The organism is Streptomyces sp. NPDC057307 (assembly GCF_042667665.1).
Classification (GTDB): Bacteria; Actinomycetota; Actinomycetes; order Streptomycetales; family Streptomycetaceae; genus Streptomyces.
Genome location: NZ_JBHUZM010000057.1, coordinates 22419 through 45250 on the forward strand (window position 1 = coordinate 22419; position 22832 = coordinate 45250).

The 22832-nt window shown below is 69.7% G+C and carries 18 protein-coding genes and 1 tRNA gene; 6 read left to right on the forward strand and 13 right to left on the reverse strand.

Translation table 11 applies throughout. The features are described 5' to 3' along the window. Positions 1–25: 25 nt before the first annotated feature. The 4 genes from ACFUN8_RS20325 to asnB all read right to left on the reverse strand — a co-directional run bounded on the left by ACFUN8_RS20325 (position 26) and on the right by asnB (position 5286). Entirely contained in the window at positions 26–424 is a 399-nt protein-coding gene (locus ACFUN8_RS20325) for an STAS domain-containing protein (protein WP_383639277.1), read from the reverse strand. After that, the gene (locus ACFUN8_RS20330; protein ID WP_383639280.1) at positions 421–1548 is read right to left on the reverse strand and encodes a B12-binding domain-containing protein; all 1128 of its coding nucleotides are present in this window, start codon (positions 1546–1548) and stop codon (positions 421–423) included. Before ACFUN8_RS20330 ends, ACFUN8_RS20325 begins: the two co-directional genes overlap by 4 nt. After that, positions 1545–3197: a PP2C family protein-serine/threonine phosphatase gene (locus ACFUN8_RS20335; protein WP_383639283.1), complete on the reverse strand. Its 1653-nt coding sequence runs from the start codon at positions 3195–3197 to the stop codon at positions 1545–1547. The genes ACFUN8_RS20330 and ACFUN8_RS20335 overlap by 4 nt, the downstream gene beginning before the upstream one ends. A 253-nt stretch (positions 3198–3450) precedes the next feature. Further along, entirely contained in the window at positions 3451–5286 is a 1836-nt protein-coding gene (gene asnB, locus ACFUN8_RS20340; RefSeq protein WP_383639286.1) for an asparagine synthase (glutamine-hydrolyzing), read from the reverse strand. 405 nt (positions 5287–5691) lie between these two features. On the opposite strand from asnB, the gene ACFUN8_RS20345 reads away from it, so the two are divergent. Continuing rightward, the gene (locus ACFUN8_RS20345) at positions 5692–6219 is read left to right on the forward strand and encodes a hypothetical protein (RefSeq protein ID WP_383639288.1); all 528 of its coding nucleotides are present in this window, start codon (positions 5692–5694) and stop codon (positions 6217–6219) included. 95 nt (positions 6220–6314) lie between these two features. Here the strand turns inward: ACFUN8_RS20345 and ACFUN8_RS20350 are convergent, their stop codons facing one another. From ACFUN8_RS20350 to ACFUN8_RS20360, 3 genes are all read right to left on the reverse strand, one after another. Beyond that, on the reverse strand, positions 6315–7451 hold the full coding sequence (locus ACFUN8_RS20350) for an MFS transporter (protein ID WP_383639291.1): 1137 nt from the start codon (positions 7449–7451) through the stop codon (positions 6315–6317). A gap of 171 nt (positions 7452–7622) precedes the next feature. Further along, positions 7623–8576, reverse strand: coding sequence for an EamA family transporter (locus ACFUN8_RS20355; protein WP_383639294.1), 954 nt, complete (start codon positions 8574–8576; stop codon positions 7623–7625). 54 nt (positions 8577–8630) lie between these two features. After that, positions 8631–9272 (reverse strand): disulfide bond formation protein DsbA, encoded by a 642-nt coding sequence (locus ACFUN8_RS20360; protein ID WP_383639297.1) that lies wholly within the window; start codon positions 9270–9272, stop codon positions 8631–8633. Between the two features lie 256 nt (positions 9273–9528). Between ACFUN8_RS20360 and ACFUN8_RS20365 the strand changes: the two genes are divergently transcribed. Beyond that, positions 9529–10404, forward strand: coding sequence for a LysR family transcriptional regulator (locus tag ACFUN8_RS20365; protein WP_383639300.1), 876 nt, complete (start codon positions 9529–9531; stop codon positions 10402–10404). 204 nt (positions 10405–10608) lie between these two features. Here ACFUN8_RS20365 and ACFUN8_RS20370 read toward each other — a convergent pair. From ACFUN8_RS20370 to sucC, 6 genes are all read right to left on the reverse strand, one after another. After that, positions 10609–10696, reverse strand: a tRNA-Leu gene (locus ACFUN8_RS20370). A 154-nt stretch (positions 10697–10850) separates the two neighbouring features. After that, a complete protein-coding gene (locus tag ACFUN8_RS20375) occupies positions 10851–11261 on the reverse strand; it encodes a VOC family protein (protein ID WP_383639303.1) in 411 nt (136 codons plus the stop codon). A gap of 10 nt (positions 11262–11271) precedes the next feature. Next, positions 11272–11712 carry a helix-turn-helix transcriptional regulator gene (locus tag ACFUN8_RS20380; RefSeq protein WP_383639306.1) on the reverse strand — a complete coding sequence of 147 codons (441 nt, stop codon included), beginning with the start codon at positions 11710–11712 and terminating at the stop codon, positions 11272–11274. Between the two features lie 113 nt (positions 11713–11825). Further along, complete coding sequence (locus ACFUN8_RS20385; RefSeq protein WP_383639309.1) at positions 11826–13367, reverse strand: aldehyde dehydrogenase family protein; 1542 nt, start codon at positions 13365–13367, stop codon at positions 11826–11828. A 505-nt stretch (positions 13368–13872) separates the two neighbouring features. Further along, positions 13873–14760 (reverse strand): succinate--CoA ligase subunit alpha, encoded by an 888-nt coding sequence (sucD, locus tag ACFUN8_RS20390; protein ID WP_383639312.1) that lies wholly within the window; start codon positions 14758–14760, stop codon positions 13873–13875. A gap of 11 nt (positions 14761–14771) precedes the next feature. Then, positions 14772–15905, reverse strand: coding sequence for an ADP-forming succinate--CoA ligase subunit beta (gene sucC / locus ACFUN8_RS20395; RefSeq protein ID WP_383639314.1), 1134 nt, complete (start codon positions 15903–15905; stop codon positions 14772–14774). 180 nt (positions 15906–16085) lie between these two features. On the opposite strand from sucC, the gene ACFUN8_RS20400 reads away from it, so the two are divergent. From ACFUN8_RS20400 to ACFUN8_RS20415, 4 genes are all read left to right on the forward strand, one after another. Further along, positions 16086–17768, forward strand: coding sequence for a thiamine pyrophosphate-binding protein (locus ACFUN8_RS20400; RefSeq protein ID WP_382572395.1), 1683 nt, complete (start codon positions 16086–16088; stop codon positions 17766–17768). A gap of 11 nt (positions 17769–17779) precedes the next feature. Beyond that, a complete protein-coding gene (gene frc / locus ACFUN8_RS20405; protein ID WP_383639318.1) occupies positions 17780–19054 on the forward strand; it encodes a formyl-CoA transferase in 1275 nt (424 codons plus the stop codon). A 47-nt stretch (positions 19055–19101) separates the two neighbouring features. Next, the gene (locus ACFUN8_RS20410) at positions 19102–21201 is read left to right on the forward strand and encodes an acetate--CoA ligase family protein (protein WP_383639331.1); all 2100 of its coding nucleotides are present in this window, start codon (positions 19102–19104) and stop codon (positions 21199–21201) included. Between the two features lie 183 nt (positions 21202–21384). Further along, on the forward strand, positions 21385–22773 hold the full coding sequence (locus tag ACFUN8_RS20415) for an OFA family MFS transporter (protein ID WP_383639323.1): 1389 nt from the start codon (positions 21385–21387) through the stop codon (positions 22771–22773). Positions 22774–22832 lie beyond the last annotated feature (59 nt).

Consider the following 22832-nt stretch of genomic DNA (forward strand, 5'->3'; position numbering starts at 1 on the left):
CGTCCGTGATCACCCGGCGATCGGCTCAGGAGTGTTCGCCGCCGGGGACGTCCTGCTGCTCCTCGGCGTGGCCGGCCCCGGTGCCGGCCGGCGGGGCGGTGAGGTGTTCCAGGGTGCCGGTCAGCCGCAGGACGCGTTCCAGGGAGGCCGGCCGCCCGTCCAGGTGCAGCCGCATCCCGGCCGCGCCGGTGGCCCGGTGGACCGCCAGCAGCGTGGCCAGGCCCATCGAGTCGCAGGTGCCCAACCGGGAACAGTCCAGGCGCAGTTGGCGAATACCGGTGTGGCGGGCCAACTGCCGGTGCGTCTCGTCGATGAGCCGCTGGGAGCTTTCGTAGTCGAGGTCGCCCTCGATGCCGACGCACACGGTGTGCTCATCGGCCAGCGAGACGGTCAGCAGCAGGCCGGCGGGCGGAATCGTCGTCATCGGAGCACTCCTGATCCGGATTGTGCGGCGTGAACGGCGGTGCCGTTCAGCGCCTTTCGGGCGTGATTGATCAGACGGACGGCCCGGGGAAACTCCTTCAATTCCGTCCCGAGGACGTCCAGGGTGGGTGGCAGGGAAGCCGCGGGGACACCTCGGGCGGTGAGGACGCCCGCAGTCCAGGTCATGAAACGGGTGAAAAGATCCTCGCGGTCCAGGTAGAGCGCGACCACGAGGAAGTCGACGATGTGGCCGAGATCCTCCACGGTGTGCCGGCGCCGACGTTCGGAGTAGGACCGTACGGCGGGGAAACGATCCTCCAGTGCGGCGAGGACGACTCGTACGAGGCGGCCGCTGTCCCGCGACACCATCGTGTACTCCTGATCCGCGAGATGCGGCAGGTCGTCGATGGGCTGATGGAGGGTGAACGCCCGTTTCAACGGACCGCGCGCCAGCAGGTCGGCCGCGGCGCGGCCGTCCGGCGCCCACGCGTCCGCGCCCAGCAGCCGGGCATAGCGCCCGTCGTCACCGAAGGCCGCGCCGCCGACCAGCACGGGGACGCCCACCGCCCGGCAGGCGGTGATGGCGATGTGCGCGGTGGGCAGCCGGGTCGCGAGTGAACCGGACAGGGCCACGGCGTCCGGGCCCGTACGGTGCACATGGCCGATCAGGTGCGGGGTGGGCACCTGGGCACCGAGGTAGTCGACGTGCCAGCCGCGCAGCCGCAGCACCTCGGCGAGCAGCCGGGCGGGCAGCGCGTGCCACTCACCGTCCACACAGGCGACGGTGATACGTCCGGGCCGGTCCAGGGGCGGGAGCGGGACGTGGTGCGCCGAGAGGGCCGCGACCATCCGGTCGTTGATGGCCGTCGCCGCGTGCTCCGCCGCCACGCTCATCCGGTTCGCGGCCCACTCCTCGCCCACCTCGCGCTGGACGGTGCCTATGACGTCGATCAGGAGGGACTCGTCGTCGGCGCCCGCGTCACGGGCGCCGAGGACGACGCCGTACGCCGCGTACTCGTCGCCGCACGACACCGCCTCCCACAACTTCCTGGCCGTGTCGCGGAGTTCGGCCTCGCCGAACGGGGGCGGACCGGCCGGTGCGGGGTGTGCCGGGGACGTACTCATGCGGTGAACCTGCCCGGCCCGCGTCCACCTACCGCGCTGAGGTGGTTGTTGCGCGGGGCGGTGATCGCGACCACGGCCATGTCGTCGTGCCGTCCACCGCGAACCCACTCGGAGGCCAGCATCTGGACATGCTCCACCACCGCTTCGGCCGGCATCCCCGCACATTCGGACAGGGCACTGTGCAGGCGCTCCTCGCCGTACAGGTCACCGCCGAGCGGGCCGCCCTTGGCCTCGGTGATGCCGTCCGTGAACAGCACGCACGTCTCACCCGGCGCGAGGCTGGCCTCCACCGTGACGGCCGTCACCTCCGGCAACGCGCCCACCAGGGTGCCGCGGGTGTGTGCCTCCTCGACATGTCCGTCGGCGCGCACGATCAGCGGGGCCGGGTGGCCGGCGCTGGTCAGCCGCAGCCGCACCCTGCCGGCATGGCGTACGGCCGAGGCGAGGACGAGGGTCGCGAAGCGGGTGTGGTGCGAGTTGAGCAGGGCGCCGTTGAGCAGACTGAGCACCCGCTGATGGTCGTCGGCCATCGGCAGCAGCGCGTGAAGCGTGTTGCGGATCTTGCCGGTGAGAACGGCGGCCTCCAGACCCTTGCCGCACACGTCACCGAGGATGACAAGGGACTCCTGGCCCTCCGCGTCGGCGGGCGCGGGGTGGACATCGTAGAAGTCACCGCCGACACGATCGCTCTCGGCAGCGGGCCGGTAGGCGCCGGCGAACTCCACACCGGACACGTCGTGCAGCACCGGCGGCAGCAGCTCACGCATCAGTGTCTCGGTGATCGAACTCTGCTCCGCGTACAGCTTGGCCGCGGAGAGCGCGGCCCCCGCGCGGGCGGCGAACAGCCGGGCGAAGACCTCCTCGTTCTCGGTGAACGGCGCCTCGCCCGCGCGCCGCATCAGCACCAGGGCGCCGGCGGGCACGCCATGGCCGGGCAGTGGGGTCACCACCACGGAGCCGACCGTGCCGAAGTCCTCGGGAACCATCCAGGCAGGCGTGGCGGCGGGGTCGATCCAGCGTGACGGCACCGGCGGAAATCCCTGGAGAGCCTCCAGGAGACCGGGTACGAGATCGGGCTCGACGCCTACCTGCCGGCGCACCGGCTCACCGTCGCGCGTACACAGGACCATCGCCAACCCGCGACGGGCGGGCTGGTCGATCACCACGGCGGCGTCGGCGAGGTGCCCGGCGGCGAGCCTCGCCGTCGTCATGGTGCAACGGTCCAGATTGAGCGACGACAGAAGCGCGTTCGACGCGTCCCCCAGAAAGGCGGTCCGTTCGCGCTCCATGCGCAGCGCCCTACGGGCCAGCAGGTGATCGGTGTCGTCCACCAGCCACCACACGACCTCGCCGGTCTCCTCATGGGTGGGGTGCGCCTCGAAACTGCGCTCGCCGATCTCACCGCGGACGGCGCGACCGGCGGACGACGCCTCCCCGGCCGGCAGCGCGACATCACGGCCCCCCACCGGCACGGCGAACAGCGCCTGATGCGCGGCGGCCAGCCACTCGGGCGCCGCGTCGGTCACCTTCGCCCCCGGCCGTGCGTGTGGGAGCAAGGCCGAGGCGGTGTCGTTGAGAAAGCGCACGACTCCGTGCTCGTCCGCGACGAGCACCGGATACGGCGCCACACGGAGAACGGGTCTCTTCATGCCACCACCTGTCTCGGTCGGTTGTTCCGCGGAAGTCGGCCCCCGCCCTTGAGGTCCGCTGCGCGGCCTCCTCGTCTCTTTCCTTTCGTCTCGACACCAGAACGGTTGCCCTCCGAAAGCCGTCCCGCACCTCCGACTTTGCCGACAATCACCATCAAATCCGTCGAAAGCGCTGCCGGAACGGCTAATGCGAGTAACCGAGACATACAGCCCAATCCGGAGCCCCGCGCGGAGTTCGAGGAGGCCGGGGCGATCAGATGGTCAACGTGATCCCGTACCTGGTGAGCCAGGTGTTGAGCGCCAGGACGAGGTCGCTCGCGTTGCGCAGGACGGACCCGGGTGCGTGGGTGGTCAGTTGGTGGGCGGCGGGGAGGTCGAGCAAGGGGCGGACGGGGGCGTGCCGGTCGGTGAGCAGGTCCTTCATCTCCCGGCGGAGGGAGTCGGTGTAGCGGGGGTCCTGCGTGGAGGGGTAGGGGCTCTTGACGCGGTGGGTGACGGAGTCGGGCAGGACGTCGCCGACTGCCGCGCGCAGCAGTGATTTCTCCCGGCCGTCGAAGGTCTTCATGGCCCACGGTGTGTTGAAGACGTACTGGACGAGCCGGTGGTCGCAGAAGGGGACGCGGACCTCCAGGCCGGTGGCCATGCTGGCGCGGTCCTTGCGGTCCAGGGCGATCTGCAGGCAGCGGGTCAGGTGCAGATGGCTGACCTCCCGCATCCGCCGCTGGAGGCCGCTCTCTCCCGGCAGGGCGGGGACGTCGGCCAGTGCCTCGCGGTAACAAGCCTCCGTGTATCCGGGAAGGTCGATCGCCCCGAGCAGGGACCGCGAGAGCAGGCTCTCGCGCGCGTCGAGTGCGGGGCGCACGGCGTGGAGCCAGGGGAAGGTGTCGGCGTGGACGGCTTTCTCGTCGTGGAACCAGGGGTAGCCGGCGAAGACTTCGTCGGCGCACTCGCCGGACAGGGCCACCGTCGAGTGTTCACGTACGGCCTTGAACAGCAGGTACAGGGAGGTGTCCATGTCGCCGAACCCCGAGGGGAGGTCGCGCGCGATCAGGACGCGCTCCTGGTTGGCCGGGTCCAGCAACTGCGCGGTGTCCAGGGTGATGTCGCGGTGGTCGGCGCCGACGTGGGCGGCCAGCGCGTGGGCGTAGGGCCGGTCCTGGGTGGGCCGCAGCTCGTCGGGCCGGAAGTTGTCCGCCTGGCCGGCGAAGTCCACGCAGAAGGAGCGCACCGGTCCGCGGCCCGTCGCGGTCAGCGTCCTGGCCGCCAGGGCGGTGATCGCCGAGGAGTCCAGGCCGCCGGACAGCAGGGTTCCCAGCGGGACGTCCGTGACGAGCTGGCGGTCGATGATGTCGTCCAGCAGTTCACGGATCCGGCCGGTGGTCGTGGGCAGGTCGTCGGTGTGCTCGTACGATTCCAGGCCCCAGTAGCGATGTTCGGTACTGCCCGTACGGCGCACGCGCAGGGTGTGGCCGGGGCGCAGTTCGCGCATGCCGCGATAGACGGCGTGCCCGGGGGTCTTGGTCAGCGCCAGCAGTTCGGCCATGCCCTCGGCGTCCACCACCGCGGTCACCTGCGGATGGGCCAGGATCGCCTTGGGTTCGGAGCCGAAGACGACACCGTCGCCGGTCAGGTGGTAGTAGAGCGGTTTGATGCCCAACCGGTCGCGCACCAGGAGAAGTTCCTGTCGGCGTACGTCCCAGAGGGCGAAGGCGTACATGCCGTTCAGCCGCCCCGTGAACGCCTCGCCCCACTGAAGGTAGGCGCGCAGGGCGACCTCGGTGTCGCTGCCGGTACGGAACCGGTGCCCCAGGCCGGTCAACTCGGCCCGCAGCTCACGGTAGTTGTAGATCTCGCCGCTGTAGGTGGTGACAAGGAGCGGGTGCCCGTCGCTGTCCACCTTCATGGGCTGGGCGCCGCCCGCGATGTCGATCACGGCCAGCCGGCGGTGGCCGAGAGCGGCATGGGTGTCCAGCCACACCCCCTCGTCGTCCGGTCCCCGGCAAGCCATGGTCCCGGTCATCGCGGCCAGCGTGGCGCCCTCGCGGGTCAGGTCACGCCCGTAGGAGATCCATCCGGTGATTCCGCACATGAGGTCGCGCACTCTCCCTTGATGGCCGCGCGTGGGGCTCGGTGTTGAGCGGTTCCGGTGAACCGTCCAGTTCCACACCGGTCTCGACGACCGTGCCCGTTGCCGACAGCCTGCTCCCAGCGTGCGTCACCGGCGAGCGGGCCTCGTCGCCGCGGCCCGCGAACTGACTACCTGGACAACGACCCGCCACCCCTCCGGTCACCGCCTCGTGCCGGTCGGGGTGGCGCGCGTCCGGGCGTCCGGGCGTCCGGGCGGGATGTGGAGCTGGTCGGTCCTGTCGCGTCGTCGATACTGGGGAACCGTCCGCGGACCACGGCCGTGGCGTCCCGTGCTCGTTCCGCGCTCCCGCCGGGGAGAACGGGTGACCTCGTCGTACCGCACACGCTCGGACAAGGAAGGGGCACCGTGACCGAATTGGCGGACCTTGAGGAGCGGGTCGCGCTGATCGATCTGCGTATCGAGCCCATCGCGACGAGGCCGGTGGATCTTACGGACCCCGACTGGGCGCGGAAGGTGGAAGAGGGCCCGCGTCCGCTGGACGAGGCGGGGATCCGCCCGGAGGCCGAGGCGGCGCTGCGGGAGGTGCTGTCCCGTTACGAGGAGGGCGGCGAAGACGTCCGGGCCGCCCTGCGCGCGCTCCTGGCGCGGTGTCACTCGTTCTGCTGGGCCACGACGCTGCCCCTCGAACTCACGGCCAAGGGCTTCCGACAGCGGCTGCTGGAGATGTCCGTCGAGGATCAGGGCCGGGACGCACGGGACTTGATGGTCGCCCTGAACGCTCTGTGCGGGCAGGCACGGGATGCCGGTGTCGACATCGGGCCGCTCCTGCTGGACGTGGCGGAACTCTCCAGTGACGTCGACAGGTACGCGATGGGCTCCACGCGGGACGTTCTGCTCAGAGCGGCCCGGAGGAGACCCGTCGGGCTGTGGTGAACGCCCGGCACCGGAGTAGGTCGGTCCACGCGCTGATCAACCGCCGTCTCTGCCTCGGTGAGGACCGGGCCGCGCCGTACTTCGGTGGTCAGGGGTCAGATCGCCGGCGTCGTCCTGCGACCGGTGGACGCGCGGAGGATCACGGCGAGAGCGACCAGGACGATGCCGAACCAGACGACGCTCGTGACGCCCACATGGTCGGCGAACAGGCCGCCGATGAGGGCGCCCAGGGCTATGCAGGTGTTGTAGGCCATGGTGTTGAGCGACATCGCGGCCTCGAAGGTCTCGGGGGCCGCCGAGAGCGTCATGTTGATCTGGCTGAGCTGGACGACACCGAAGGCGAGGCCCCACAGGATCATGGCGGCGATCACGCCGAAGTCGTACGTGCCGATGGTCAGCAGCATGACGAGTGCGGCGATCATGACCAGGCCGCCCACGATGAAGCTGCCCCGCAGGCTCTTGTCGACGGTCCGGCCGCCGATGAAGTTGCCGATCGCGCCGCCGGTACCGAAGACGATGAGGACGACGGTGATGAAGCCGACGGTGGCGGACGTGCTGTCCTCAAGGTAGGGCCGCACGAACGTGTAGGCACCGAAGTGGCCGAGGACGAAGAACACGACCATGACCAGGACCAGACGCAGCGGCACGTTCCTGACGGGCAGTTCGAAGACCTCGCGGACCGAGACCGTGTTGGCCGACGGGAGCGGCGGGAGCGTGACGGCGACCGCGAGGAACACCAGAGCGCTGAGGCCGGCCCAGATCAGGAAGGTGGTGCGCCAGTCGCCGGCGCTCTCCAGCAGTGTGCCGAGCGGGATGCCGACGACGGTGGCGATCGAGATCCCGGACATCACGACAGCGGCAGCGCGGTTGGCGTGCTTCGCCGGGACGATGCGCATGGCCATGCTGACGCCGATGGCCCAGAAGACGCCGCTGGCGAAGCCCATGATCAGGCGGGTGCCCAGGATCAGCGGGTAGTTCGGGGCGATCGAGGTGATCAGGTTACCGACGGCCAGGACGGCCAGCAGTGTGGTCAGGAGCCGGCGCCGGTTGACGCGCCGGGTCCATGCCACGATGAACGGCACACCGAGACCTGCCGCGAGACCCTGCGCCGTGACCATGAGGCCGACCGAGCCCACGGAGACCCCAAGGCTCGCGCTGAGCGGGGTGAGCAGGCCGATCGGCATCAGTTCGGTGGTGAGGAAGATGAACAGACTGGCGGTGATGGCGGCCACACCCGACCATCCCCGGATCGGGGACACTTGCTTCTGTGGCGTGGTGGGGGAGTTTGTCTCGTCCTGAAGGCTCATGTCGTCTCTCCGGATGTGGTCAGGCGTGGTTCGCGAAATGCCTCACGGCGTCGGCGTCCGACGAGGAGGTCAGGGCGTGGGGAGGTGCGCCCACCGTTATCCACCGCGTTGCTGTTTCAGAGCGGGTTGGTCGGGGAGGTGCGAGAGGTTGGTGCGGGGTGGAGCCGAGGGGGTCCCCTCGGACTCCGGTCCGGGTGGGCGCGGCTGACCGAGCACAACGGCCAGGAAGATGACGGCCATGCCGACGATCTGAAGGGCCGACAGCGTCTGGTCCTTGACGAGGTAGCCCAGCAGGGTCGCCACGACCGGGCTGCCCAGTGCGAGGAAGGAGACCGCCACAGCCGGCAGGCGTTCGATGCCTCGGAACCAGGCGATGTAGCTCAGGATCGCGCCCAGGGTGATGAGGTAGGCGAATCCGATGACGTTGGAGCCGGTGAGACCGTCGGGAAGGTCTTCCAGTGACAGCCAGAACGGCAGCAGGACCAGCCCGCCCGCCGTGAGTTGCCACCCGGTGAACGCGAGAAGGCCGACGCCCTCCGGCCGGCCCCACCGCTTGGTCAGTGTGATGCCCGACGCCATGCACAGCGCTCCGCCAACCGCGGCGAGGAGTCCGGTGGTGTCGAGCGACGCCGTCCCTCTGAAGACGAGCAACGCCACTCCCCCGATGCCCATCGCGCAGGCCAGGGCGTGGACGGGTCTGATCCTCTCGCCGAGGAAGAGGGCGGCGAGGATGATCACGAGCATGGGCTGCGCGGACATGACCATGGCTGCGATGCCGCCGGGCAGTCGGTATGCCGCGACGAAGAGCAGGAAGTTGAAGGCGCCGATGTTCAGCACGCCCAGCACCAGCGCGCGCCACCACCAGCTGCCGACGGGAAGTTTCCGGCCGAGGGCCAGCAGCACCAGGCCGCCGGGCAGGGCCCGCATGGTGGTCGCCAGGAGCGGCCGGTCCGGAGGGAGCAGCTCGGTCGTCACCAGGTAGGTGCTGCCCCAGACCGCCGGAGCCAGGCCGGTCAGGGCCACCGTGAGCACCTTCTGTCTGTTCTTCATCTCGCCTCACGTCCCGCGGGAATCACCGTGGCTCCTGACATCCGTCCGGCCTGCTCAGTCGAAGATCGGGTCGCGGTCGCGGCCACGCTTCAGCTCGAAGAAGCCGTCCGTGCCCGCCACGGCCAGCACGCCGTCCCAGAGGGTTCCGGCCGCCTCGGCACGGGGAGCGGGGGTGAGTACGGGACCGAAGAACGCCAGCGGCTTCCCCTCCGGGCCGGGCACGTGGATCACGGGGGTGCCGACCTCGGAACCGACCGGGTCCATCCCCTCGTGGTGCTCGGCCCGGAGCGGCTCGTCCCAGGAGGTGTCCTCCGCGGCCTCGATGAGGTCGGCGGGCAGGCCCGCCTCCTTCAGCGCGGCACGGATCATGTCGTGGCCGAGCCCGGCTTTCTGGTGGTGGATCAGACGGCCCATGACGTTGTAGAGGGGGCGCAGCACCTCGTTGCCATGCCGCCGCTGTGCCGCGACGCACACGCGCGCGCAGGCCCAGCCGTCGATCATGCCCTGGCGGTACGTCTCCGGGACCTCGCGGCCCTCGTTGAGGACCGACAGGCTCATGATGTGGAAGCGGGTTTTCACTGGTCTGACCTGCTCCACCTCCAGCATCCAGCGTGAGGTGATCCACGCCCAGGGGCAGCGGGGGTCCACCCAGATGTCGGCGACGGTCGTCTCGGAACGCGGTGGCGTGGTGGTCATGGCGGTCGCTCGTCCTTTCGGTGTCACGGGCGCGATGGCGCGTGCGGGCATGCCTCGGCGCTGTGCGCCCAGGTGCGGGAGATGGTCGAGGAGCAGCTTCCGGGCATGCCGGACAGGCTCCGATCGGGGGCCGCCCGGCGGAGTCGGCTCGATCGAGGACGATCCCGCCGTGCGGTCGTCATCAGTGTCGGGCCGGGGAGATCAATGAGTCCAACACATGCTTGTCACGCGATGGATCTCGTATCACGATGGATCCATGGAGCTCCAGCAGATGCGGTACGTGATCGCCGTGGCCGAGATGAACAGCTTCACGAGGGCTGCCCAACGCTGCCACGTGGTCCAGTCCGCACTCAGCCACCAGATCGCGCGCCTGGAGAAGGAGTTGGGTGCGAGGCTCTTCGAACGCACCAGCCGCCGGGTGCGATTGACCCCGGCGGGCGCGGCTTTTCTGCCCGCCGCCCGCCAGTGCCTCGACGCGGCGGAGCGGGTCGCCGCCGAAGTCGCGGCGGCCGTCGGGGAGGTACGCGGACGGCTCGCGGTGGGGCTGATCCCCACCGTGGCCGCCGTGGACGTTCCCGCTGTCCTCAGGGAATTCCACCAGCGCCATCCGAAGGCCCGGATCAGCCTCAGTGTGGGGGCGAGCGACGAGCTGGCCGAGCAGGTCAGGCAGGGCGATATCGAGGTGGCCTTTCTCGGCATCCCGGTCACGGCCCGCCCCCGGGGCGTCATGGCCCGGAAGCTGGCCGAGGAGCGGCTGGTCGCCGTGGTCTCCCCGGATCACCCGCTCGCCGACGAGACCTCGGTCGACCTCCGTCGGCTGTCCTCGGAGGTGTTCGTGGACCTCCCGGCGAAGACCGCCGGCCGGGCCCAGTCCGATCTGGCCTTCACCGCCGCCGGCCTCACCCGCGAGGTCGCCTTCGAGGTGACCAACGCGGACTACCTTGCCCGTCTGGTCTGCGCGGGCCTCGGCGTGGCGCTGCTCCCGCCCTCGTATGCCGAGGGCCTGGCCGGGATGACCACGATCGAGGTCACGGACGCACCGGGCCGCGCCGAGTATGTGATCTGGGCCCGGGAGAACCGCGCCCCGGCGGCCAACGCGTTCCTGGAGCTACTGGGCATCGAGGAGGAGTGAACGCAGGCGCGCGTACGAGCCGGGGCGCTGGATCTCCGTCCCCGCCGACACCGATGGAATGAACAACCGGTCAAACGACGCCGCCGGGCTCCGCCGTCGGGCCTCTGCCGGACAACATCCCGCACACACGAAGAACTCCCAGCCCGGACGAATCCGTGCTGGGAGTTCTGTGAAGTCAACCTGGATAGTCGTGTGAACTACCCGTGGTGTCCGAGGGGGGACTTGAACCCCCACGCCCGATAAAGGGCACTAGCACCTCAAGCTAGCGCGTCTGCCATTCCGCCACCCGGACGAGTGGTCGAACCCCGGCGTTTCCGCCGTGGCGACGTAGTGAACGATACCAGGGCTCCGGGGTGCTCTTCACCCGCATATTCCGTGGTCCGGGGCGTGTGGTCCGGGGCGCGCGGACCTGGTTCCACGGCGCGTGCGCCCCGGCTCGGCCGCGGCTACTCCTTCGGCTCCTGCGAGATTCTGACCATGTTGCCCGAGGGGTCGCGGAACGCGCAGTCGCGTGGGCCCCAGGGCTGGTCGATGGGCTCCTGGAGCACCTCGGCGCCGGAGGCCCTGACCCGTTCGAAGGTGGCGTCGAGATCGTCGGTGCGGAAGACCGCCATGGTCAGGACGCCCTTGGTGAGCAGTTCCTGGAGGGCGTCGCCGTCGGCCTGGGAGCGGCCGGCGTGCGGTTCCGAGAGGACGATCTCAAGGCCGGGCTGGTCCGGGCTGCCGAGGGTGACCCAGCGGAAGCCGCCCGAGGCGACGTCGTTGCGTACTTCGAGGCCCAGCGCGTCACGGTAGAAGGTGAGCGCCTCGTCCGGGTCGTTGACGGTGATGTGGCTGTACTGGAGTGCGATGGTCATGGCACCAACGCTAGGCGGCGGTCTCGCGGCCCGCTTCTCGGATCCTGCTCGGTGCGTCCCTGGTCGGGCGGGTGCGCGCCTTCGCCACGCACGCGGGCATGGCCGTGACGGCGCCGTGCTCGCGGGCGGCGTACGCGCTGGGCGTCTCGCCCAGGATCTCGGTGAAGCGCGAGCTGAACGAGCCCAGCGACGTACAGCCCACGGCCATGCACGCGTCGGTCACGCTCGTGCCCGCGCGCAGCAGCGCCATGGCCCGCTCGATACGGCGGGTCATGAGGTAGCTGTACGGCGTCTCGCCGTACGCCGCGCGGAACTGCCGGGAGAAGTGGGCCGGCGACATCAGCGCGTGGCGGGCCATCGTCGGCACGTCGAGGGGACGCGCGTACTCCCGGTCGATGAGATCCCGTGCCCGCCGCAGGTGCGCGAGGTTGGCGAGATCGTTCTGGTTCATGGTGACGACGCTACACCGGCGCACTGACAGCGCCGCTGACCTGGGGGAATCGGCTGAGGAGGGGTCCGGGCGACCTCAGCCGATTCCGGTTCAGGGCCGTGCCGGGTACACCGTCACGGCATGAGGTGGTAGTCCGGGAAGTTGCCCGGCGGGCGTTCCCCGGCCGGGCCGTTGGTGACCGCCTTCACGAGCAGTTCCCCGCCGACGAAGGCGCCCCGCCAGGAGTGGCCGAAGCCGCCGAACAGTTCGTCGCGGTCGCCTCGTGAGCGCGGCTTGCCGTGGCCGACCTTGAAGGCGCGTATCTGCGGAGACAGGCGCGCGTACGTCTCCGGGTCGTCGGTCGCCAGCGTCGCGGCCAGCGCGCCGTTGGAGGCGTTCATCGCCGCGAGGAGTTCCGCCTCGGTGTCGACCAGGACGATCGTGTCGACCGGGCCGAAGGGCTCCGCGTGGTGCAGCGGCGAGGACGGCGGCGGGTTGAGCAGCGTCACCGGCGCGAGGTACGCGGAGGTGTCCTGGCCGGGCAGGAAGCGCCCGTCCGCGAGCGATCCGTGGTGGATGGGGACCGCGCCGCGGTCGATGGCCTCGGCCACCTGGTCGTCCAGTTCCTTGGCCTTGGCCGCGTTGATGAGCGGGCCGAAGTCCAGTTCGGGCAGCGGGTCGTCGGGGTGCTCGACGGCCAGGGGGTGACCCAGCCGGATGGAGCGTACGGCGGGCAGATAGGCCCCGAGGAAGTCCGCGAACAGCGAGCGCTGGACGACGAAGCGGGGGTACGCGGTGCAGCGCTGCTTGCCGTAGTCGAACAGCTTGGGGATGACGGCGGTGAGCGCGTCCCAGTCGGTGTGGTTCCAGACGCCCCAGGTGTTGAGCCCCTCCTGTTCGAGGATGTGGCGCTTGCCGAGGTCGGCGACGGTGGTGGCGATCCGGGCGCCGGTGTCGCGGCCGCCGACGAAGGAGACGCAGCCGATCTCCGGGGAGCGGACCAGCGCCTCGGAGAGTTCCCCGCCGCTGCCGCTGACCAGGGTGATCGGCAGCCCCTCGCGGGCGGCGAGGGCGGAGGCGAGGGTGAGACAGGCGACGCCGCCGTCGGTGGGCGCCTTGGCGATCACCGCGTTGCCGGCCAGGGCCTGCACCAGCATGGCGTGGACCAGGACGGACATCGGGTAGTTCCAGCTGGCGATGTTGGAGACCGGGCCCGGCAGCGGGCTGCGGCCCTCCAGCATGGACTCGACGCCGTCCACGTACCAGCGCACGCCGTCGATGGCGCGGTCGACGTCGGCCTGGGCGAGCCGCCAGGGCTTGCCGATCTCCCAGACGAGGAGGAGGGCGAGGAGTTCACGGTGCTCGGTCAGGGCGTCGAGCGTGGCGCCGACGCGGGCGCGGCGCTCGGCCAGCGGGACATGGCGCCAGGCGCGGTGCTGGTCGAGCGAGGCGCGTACGGCCTGCTGGGCGGCGTCGGCGTCGAGCCGTGGCGGGCCGACGACGGGGCTGCCGTCGACGGGGCTGCAGGCGGGGAGGGTACGTCCGCCGGACTGCCAGGACGCGGACCAGAGGTTGAGGACGTGGTCGTCCCGGAATGCCTCGGGCGCGACGGCGAGGCACTGCTGCCAGGCGTCGGACCAGGCCGTGCCCGGCTTCAGGATGAGGGTGGGTGCCATGGGTCTTCTCCGCTCGTGATGGGGCGGGGCGCGTGAGCGCGGTTCTCGGACGAGGTGCACGGGTCGTCCGGTATGGCGGGGTGGGGCGGTGCCACGGCGTGGAGCGGTGCCGCGGTGTGGTGCGGTGCTGCGGTGTCGTGCGGTGTCGCGGTGTCGTGCGGTGGGCCTGTTGTGCCGGCCGGTTCGTCCTCAAACGCCGGACAAGGCGGGGTGGCCGCCGGACGGGTCCGCGCTCCACCCTCGGGCGCCGGGCAGGCTTGCCGTGCGGGCCGGGCCGCCGAGGGCGGAACGGCGTCGTGCGACGACCGGGGGCACCGGACGTCACCCGTCGGCGGCCGACCACCGAGCGGGCACCCGGCCGGTGACCGATGACGAGGAGAGGCATCTCCCGCCCCGCGACCGGGAACAGAACCGCGCGCCGACGGCCGGCCCGGCGGCGAGCCGTCGCCCGGCGACGGCCGAGGACGGCCGGGCCGGGCCCTGAGGGCTCGCGCCGTCGTGCGGCTCAGGCGCTGATCGCGATCCTGTCGAGTACCAGACGCGCCGTCTCCGAGGGCGTCGAGCCGACACGTACGCCCGCCGCTTCGAGCGCCTGCTTCTTCGCCTCCGCGGTGCCCGACGAGCCGGAGACGATCGCTCCGGCGTGGCCCATCGTCTTGCCCTCGGGCGCGGTGAAGCCGGCGATGTAGCCGACCACCGGCTTCGTCACGTGGTCGGCGATGTACGCCGCCGCCCGCTCCTCCGCGTCGCCGCCGATCTCGCCGATGAGCACGATGAGTTCGGTGTCCGGGTCGGCCTCGAAGGCGGCGAGGGCGTCGATGTGTGTCGTGCCGACGACGGGGTCTCCGCCGATGCCGACCGCCGACGAGAAGCCGATCTCGCGCAGCTCGTACATCAACTGGTACGTGAGCGTGCCCGACTTGGAGACCAGCCCGATCCTGCCGGGCTTGGTGGCGATGTCGGCCGGGATGATGCCGGCGTTGGACTGTCCGGGGCTGATGAGCCCGGGGCAGTTGGGCCCGATGATCCGGGTGGCTGTCTTCTCGGCGTACGCCTGGAAGACGACCGCGTCATGGACGGGGATGCCCTCGGTGATGACGACGGCGAGGCCGATGCCCGCGTCCACCGCCTCCATGACCGCCGCCTTGGCGAACGGCGGTGGCACGAAGACGACGGTGACGTCCGCGCCGGTCGCCGCGATGGCGTCGGCGACGGAGCCGAAGACGGGGACCGCCCGGCCGTCGAAGTCGACGCTCCGGCCCGCCTTGCGGGGGTTGACGCCGCCGACGACGTCGGTGCCGGCCTCCAGCATGCGGCGGGTGTGCTTCATGCCTTCGGCGCCGGTCATGCCCTGGACGAGGACCTTGCTCTCCTTGGTCAGGAAGATCGCCATTGCTTTGCTCCTTATCCGGCGTTCGCGAGTACGGCGGACTGGCGCGCGGCGCCGTCCATGGTCGTGACCTGCTCCACGAGCGGATGCGCACGGTCGGCGAGGATCGCGCGGCCCCGGGCGGCGTTGTTGCCGTCGAGGCGTACGACGAGCGGTTTGGTCAGCCGGACGGTCTCCAGGGCCTGGACGATGCCGTCGGCGACGGCGTCGCAGGCGGTGATCCCGCCGAAGACGTTGACGAACACGGACTTCACGTCGGGGTCGGACAGGATGACGGAGAGTCCGTCGGCCATGATCTGCGCCGAGGCGCCGCCCCCGATGTCGAGGAAGTTGGCGGGGCGGGCCCCGCAGCCGGCGACGACGTCGAGGGTCGACATGACGAGCCCCGCGCCGTTGCCGATGATGCCGACCTCGCCGTCGAGCTTGACGTAGTTGAGGCCCTTGGCGGCCGCCGCGGCCTCCAGCGGGTCGGCGCCCGGGTCCTGCTGGTCGTCGCCCCAACGGCTCTGGCGGAACTGGGCGTTGTCGTCCAGGGTCACTTTTCCGTCAAGTGCGAGGATGCGGCCGTCCGTTGTCCTGACGAGCGGGTTGACCTCGACGAGCAGGGCGTCCTCCCTGACCAGCACCTGCCAGAGGGATTCGAGTACGGGGGCGGTCTCCGGGGGCAGTTGGGCGGCGGCCGCGATCTCCGCCGCCTTGGCCGCCGTGACGCCCTCGGCCGGGTCGACGGGGATCCGTGCCACCGCATCGGGGCGGGTGGCCGCCACCTCCTCGATGTCCATGCCGCCTTCGGCGGACGCGATCGCGAGGAAGGTCCCCGCGGCGCGGTCGAGCACGTAGCTGACGTAGAACTCGGTCTCGATGTCCACCGGTTGGGCCAGCATCACCGTACGGACGGTGTGGCCCTTGATGTCCATCCCGAGGATCTGGCGAGCGGTCAGTTCCGCCGCGGCCGGGTCGGCCGCGAGCTTCACTCCGCCGGCCTTGCCCCGGCCTCCGGTCTTCACCTGTGCCTTGACGACGACCCGGCCGCCGAGCCGTTCGGCCGCGAACGCGGCCTCCCTCGCGAACTCGACGGTTTCGGCCTCCGGCACGGCGATGCCGTACTCCGCGAACAGGTCTCTGGCTTGGTGCTCGTACAGATCCATGCCGGCTCCCACTGCAACAGAAAGGAATGAAAGTGCCGCACGCCCCCTGGACACCACCCGCCGAATGCGGGATAACAAGCTTCATACAGTATTCGTAGACTGTATGCAATCCATCGCGGGAGTACTCGGGCGCACCCACAAGAGCCCCCGGCCTCCCCTACGAAGGGACAAGACAACCTCATGCCCGACGACAGCCAGGAACTCATCTCCGGTGGTCATCTGGTCGCCAAGGCACTCAAGGCAGAAGGTGTCGAGGTCATCTACACACTCTGTGGCGGCCACATCATCGACATCTACGACGGCTGCGTCGACGAGGGCATCGAAGTCGTCGACGTACGCCACGAGCAGGTCGCCGCCCACGCCGCCGACGGTTACGCGCGCATCACCGGCAAGCCCGGCTGCGCCGTCGTCACCGCCGGACCGGGCACGACCGACGCCGTCACCGGTGTCGCCAACGCGTTCCGTGCCGAGTCACCCATGCTGCTCATCGGCGGCCAGGGCGCGCTCACCCAGCACAAGATGGGTTCGCTCCAGGACCTGCCGCACGTGGACATGATGACGCCGATCACCAAGTTCGCGGCCACCGTCCCCGACACGGCCCGCGCGGCCGACATGGTCTCCATGGCCTTCCGCGAGTGCTACAACGGCGCTCCCGGTCCGTCCTTCCTGGAGATTCCGCGCGATGTCCTCGACGCGAAGGTCCCGGTCGACAAAGCACGCGTACCCAAGGCCGGCCAGTACCGGGCCTCGACCCGTTCGGCCGGTGACCCCGCGGCCATCGAGAAGCTCGCCGATCTGCTGGTGCACGCCGAGAAGCCGGCGATCCTGCTCGGCAGCCAGGTGTGGACCACACGGGCCACGGACGACGCCATCGAACTCGTACGGACGCTGAACGTACCCGCGTACATGAACGGCGCGGGGCGAGGCACGCTGCCTCCCGGCGACCCGCACCACTTCCAGCTCTCCCGGCGCTACGCCTTCACCAACGCCGACCTCATCATCATCGTCGGCACCCCCTTCGACTTCCGGATGGGTTACGGCAAGCGGCTCTCGCCCGACGCCACGGTCGTCCAGATCGACCTCGACTACCGCACCGTCGGCAAGAACCGTGACATCGACCTCGGCATCGTCGGCGACGCCGGCCTCGTCCTGAAGTCGGTCACCGAGGCGGCGAGCGGCCGGATCAACGGCGGCTCCGTCAAGCGCAAGGCGTGGCTGGAGGAGCTGCGCGCCGCCGAGCAGACGGCGATCGAGAAGCGGCTGCCGAATCTCAAGAAGGACAGCTCGCCGATCCACCCCTACCGCCTGGTCAGCGAGATCAACGACTTCCTCACCGAGGACTCGATCTACATCGGCGACGGCGGCGACATCGTCACCTTCTCCGGCCAGGTCGTACAGCCCAAGTCGCCGGGCCACTGGATGGACCCGGGCCCGCTCGGCACGCTCGGCGTCGGCATCCCCTTCGTCCTCGCGGCGAAGAAGGCACGGCCGGACAAGGAGGTCGTGGCGCTCTTCGGCGACGGCGCCTTCTCGCTGACCGGCTGGGACTTCGAGACGCTGGTCCGCTACAACCTGCCGTTCGTCGGCATCGTCGGCAACAACTCGTCGATGAACCAGATCCGTTACGGCCAGAAGGCCAAGTACGGCGACGAGCGCGAGCGGGTCGGCAACACCCTCGGCGACGTCCACTACGACAAGTTCGCCCAGATGCTGGGCGGTTACGGCGAAGAGGTCCGGGACCCGGCCGACATCGCGCCCGCCCTCCAGCGGGCCCGCGAGTCCGGACTGCCCTCGCTGATCAACGTCTGGGTCGACCCCGACGCGTACGCCCCCGGAACCATGAACCAGACCATGTACAAGTAAGGGAGGCCATGATGACCCAGGCTGTGGAAGCCCCGGAGAACTCCCCCGACGCCGCGAGCCCGCAGGCCCTGAGCGGTGTCCGTGTCCTCGACATGACGCATGTGCAGTCCGGTCCGTCGGCCACCCAGATCCTGGCCTGGCTCGGCGCGGACGTGGTGAAGGTGGAGGCGCCGACGGGCGACATCACCCGTAAGCAGCTGCGCGACATCCCCGACGTCGACTCGCTGTACTTCACGATGCTCAACTGCAACAAGCGCAGCGTCACGCTCAACACCAAGACCGAGCGCGGCAAGGAGATCCTGACCGAACTCATCCGCCGCTCCGACGTGATGGTCGAGAACTTCGGCCCCGGCGCGGTCGACCGGATGGGATTCACCTGGGAGAAGATCCAGGAGATCAACCCGAAGATCGTGTACGCCTCGATCAAGGGCTTCGGCGAGGGCCCGTACACCAACTTCAAGGCGTACGAGGTCGTCGCCCAGGCGATGGGCGGCTCGATGTCGACCACCGGCTTCGAGGACGGCCCGCCGCTCGCGACGGGCTCGCAGATCGGCGACTCCGGCACCGGGATGCACGCGGTGGCCGCCATCCTGGCCGCGCTCTACCAGCGGACCGCCACCGGGCGCGGGCAGCGTGTGAACGTCGCGATGCAGCACGCGGTGCTCAACCTCTGCCGGGTCAAGCTCCGCGACCAGCAGCGCCTGTCGCACGGCCCGTTGGCCGAGTACCCGAACGAGGACTTCGGCGACGCGGTCCCGCGCTCGGGCAACGCCAGCGGCGGCGGTCAGCCCGGCTGGGCGGTCAAGTGCGCGCCCGGCGGCCCCAACGACTACGTGTACGTGATCGTGCAGCCGGTCGGCTGGAAGCCCGTCAGCGAGCTGATCGGCCGGCCCGAACTGGCCGACGACCCGGACTGGGCGACCCCCGAGGCCCGCCTCACCAAGCTGGGCAAGATGTTCCAGCTCATCGAGGAGTGGACCGCCACGATCCCCAAGTGGGAAGTGCTGGAGAAGCTCAACGCGCACAACATCCCGTGCGGCCCGATCCTCTCCACCAAGGAGATCATCGAGGACGAATCCCTCGCGGCCAACGACATGGTCGTCGAGGTCGCGCATCCGCAGCGCGGGACCTTCACCACGGTCGGGAGCCCGCTGAAGCTCTCCGACTCCCCCGTCACCATCACCGCATCTCCGCTGCTCGGTGAGCACAACGCGGAGGTGTACGTCGGCGAGCTGGGTCTCGGCGACGAGGAACTGCGCCTGTTGAAGACGAACGGAGTCATCTAGTGGCGGACAGCAGTACGTTCAAGCCCGACAAGGACAACGTCGACGCGATCATCAAGGCCGCGCTGGCACAGGGGCGTACCTCCCTCACCGCACCCGAGGGCAAGGCGGTGACGGACGCGTACGGCATCCCGACGCCGGGTGAGGCGCTCGCGGAGTCGGCGGACGACGCCGTGGCCGTGGCGGCCCGGCTGGGATTCCCGGTCGCGATGAAGATCGTCTCGCCGGAGATCCTGCACAAGACGGACGCGGGCGGCGTGCAGATCGGCGTCAAGTCGGCGGCCGAGGTGCGGGCCGCGTTCACCACGATCGTCTCCAACGCCCGGAAGTACGACCCGAAGGCGCGGATCCTCGGCGTCCAGGTGCAGCAGATGGTGCCCGCGGGCACCGAGATCCTGATCGGGACCGTCACCGACCCCACCTTCGGCAAGGTCGTCGCCTTCGGTCTCGGCGGTGTCCTGGTGGAGGTGCTGAAGGACGTCACCTTCCGGCTCGCGCCGGCCACCAAGGACGACGCGCTGTCCATGCTGGACGGCATCCGGGCGGCGGAGATCCTGCGCGGCGTACGGGGCGGCGCGGCCGTCGACCGGGACGCGCTGGCAGATCTCGTGGTGCGGGTCTCGCAGTTGGCGGCCGACTTCCCGAACATCGCGGAGGTGGACCTCAACCCGGTCTTCGCCTCCGAGAACGGGGTCATGGCGGCCGACGTACGGATCCTGCTCACCGACGAGCTGCCGGCCGTACGGCGCACCTACTCGCGCGAGGAGATCCTGATCTCCATGCGCCGGCTCATGGAGCCGCGTTCGGTGGCGGTGATCGGTGCCTCCAACGAGGACGGCAAGATCGGCAATTCGGTCATGCGGAACCTCATCGACGGAGGTTTCGCCGGCGAGATCTACCCGGTCAATCCCAAAGCCGATGACATACTCGGCCGTAAGGCGTACAAGAGCGTGATGGATGTTCCCGGTGAGCCTGATGTGGCGATATTCGCGATTCCCGCGAAGTTCGTCGCCACGGCGCTCACCGAGGTCGGCCGCAAGAACATCCCCAACGCCGTCCTGATCCCCTCCGGTTTCGCCGAGACCGGCGAGCACGAACTCCAGCAGGAGATCGTGACGATCGCCGAGGAGAACGGGATCCGGCTGCTCGGGCCGAACATCTACGGCTACTACTCCACCTGGCAGGACCTCTGCGCCACGTTCTGCACCCCGTACGACGTCAAGGGCGGCGTGGCGCTGACCTCGCAGTCCGGCGGCATCGGGATGGCGATCCTCGGCTTCGCGAGGACCACCAGGACGGGTGTGTCGGCCATCGTCGGACTCGGCAACAAGTCGGACCTCGACGAGGACGACCTGCTGACCTGGTTCGGTGAGGACGACAACACCGACTGCATCGCGATGCACCTGGAGGACCTCAAGGACGGCCGCGCCTTCGTGGCCGCGGCGCGCGCCACCGTACCCAAGAAGCCGGTGGTGGTCCTCAAGGCCGGGCGTACGGCGGCCGGCGCGAAGGCGGCGGGCTCGCACACCGGGGCCCTCGCGGGCGACGACGCGGTGTACGAGGACATCCTGAAGCAGTCCGGCGTCATCAGGGCGCCGGGGCTGAGCGAGATGCTGGAGTACGCGCGCGGGCTGCCCGTACTCCCCACCCCCAAGGGCGACAACGTCGTCATCATCACGGGCGCCGGCGGCTCGGGTGTGCTGCTGTCGGACGCGATCGTGGACAACGGCCTGTCGCTGATGGAGATCCCGCCGGACCTGGACGAGGCGTTCCGCGCCTTCATCCCGCCCTTCGGGGCGGCGGGCAACCCGGTGGACATCACGGGCGGCGAACCGCCGTCGACGTACGAGGCCACGATCCGGCTCGGGTTGGAGGATCCCCGGATCCACTCCCTCGTCCTGGGCTACTGGCACACGATCGTCACCCCGCCGATGGTCTTCGCCGAGCTGACGGCGCGGGTGGTGGCCGAGTTCAGGGAACGCGGCATCGAGAAGCCCGTGGTGGCGTCGCTGGCGGGCGACGTCGAGGTGGAGGCCGCGTGCCAGTACCTCTACGAACGGGGCGTCGTGGCGTACCCGTACACCACGGAGAAGCCGGTCGAGGTGCTCGGCGCGAAGTATCGCTGGGCACGGGCGGCGGGGCTGCTGTGAGGGACGGACAGCGGCTGGGCTCTGTGATCGCCGCACCGATCGCGCGGCTGTGGGGAGGCACCGGATGAGCTGACGGTGCGACCCAGGGGGCCTGTGGATTCCGCTCATCGCAGGCCCCCCGCACGAAGAGAACGGACAGGGGGCGCTGGCCTGACTTCTTCGACGCAAGGGGTTCGATCGACAATGGCGACAACTGACATCTCCGCATCCGTCCCCTTCAGGGAGGTGACGGACCGCAACGGCCGTATCTACCGGATCGGGCAGTCCGACCGGCAGATCATGGGCCGGCCGCGATGGACGATGGTGCTCTTCCCGTGGATCGGCATGATGGGAATCAGCTCCTCGGAGTACGCATTCACCGCGGCCGAGGACACCCTGCACACGGCACACGCATGGAACAGCGGGCACATCTTCTGGCTGATGGGAGTCTGGATCTTCTTCCAGGCGGCCGTGGCCTTCCCCGCGGGGCAGCTCCGTGAGAGCGGCAAGCTGCCCGCCCGCTACGCGATGATGCTCGGCGCGCTCGGCACCGTGCTGGGCTACCTCTCCCTGGCCTACGCGCCGCACGTGATCGTGGCGTACATCGGCTTCGGAATGTTCAGCGGTATCGGCGCGGGTCTGGTCTACGCGACCTGCGTGAACATGGTCGGCAAGTGGTATCCGGAGCGCAAGGGAGGCAAGACCGGTCTCGTCAACGGCGGTTTCGCCTACGGTTCCGTACCGTTCGTGTTCCTGTTCACCTCGTACATGGACCTGAGCAACTACCAGGGCGTGCTCGTCTTCACCGGTCTGGTCTGCTGCGCGATGGTCGCGATCTCCGGCTGGTTCTTCAAGGACCCGCCGAAGTTCTGGTGGCCCGAGGGCGCCGACCCGCTGAAGGTCTCCGACGACCCGAGGATCCGGCGCGCGCTGGAGAAGAACCCGCCGGCCGTCCGGCAGTACACACCGAAGGAAGCGGCACGGGTCCCGGTCCTGTGGATGATGTGGTTCTGCCTGCTCTGCACGGCGGGCATCAACATCTTCGGTATCGCGATGCAGGTGCCGTTCGGTAAGGAAATGGGCTTCGCCGGCGGGATCGTGGCCACGGCCATGTCGCTGAAGGCCATCGTGAACGGCACGGGTCGCGGCGTCATCGGCTGGATATCCGACAAGGTGGGCCGCCGCCAGACACTGATCTTCGTCTGTCTGGTCCTGGGCATGTCGCAGTTCGGCGTGCTGGCTTCGGGATCGATCGGCAACATGCCGCTGTTCCTGATCTGCTCGATGATCTCCGGCTTCGGCGGTGGCGCGATCTTCCCGCTGTTCGCGGCCATGACGGCGGACTACTTCGGCGAGAACAACAACGCGTCGAACTACGGCATGGTCTACAGCTCCAAGCTCATCTCCGGACTCGTCGGTGCCGGTGTGGGTGGAGTCGTGGTGAGCAACTGGGGTTACAACACGGCGTTCATCATCGCCGGTGGTGTCGGACTGTTCTCGGCGTGCCTCGCGACCTTCCTGAAGGCGCCGGGCAGGCCCGACATCAAGAAGATCCAGGCGAATCCCAACCCGATCGGGCGGGAGGACGCCTGAGCGGGTCGGAGAACCGCTGACGCACAGACGGCGGCTCCCCGTACGGCCAACAGCCGTAC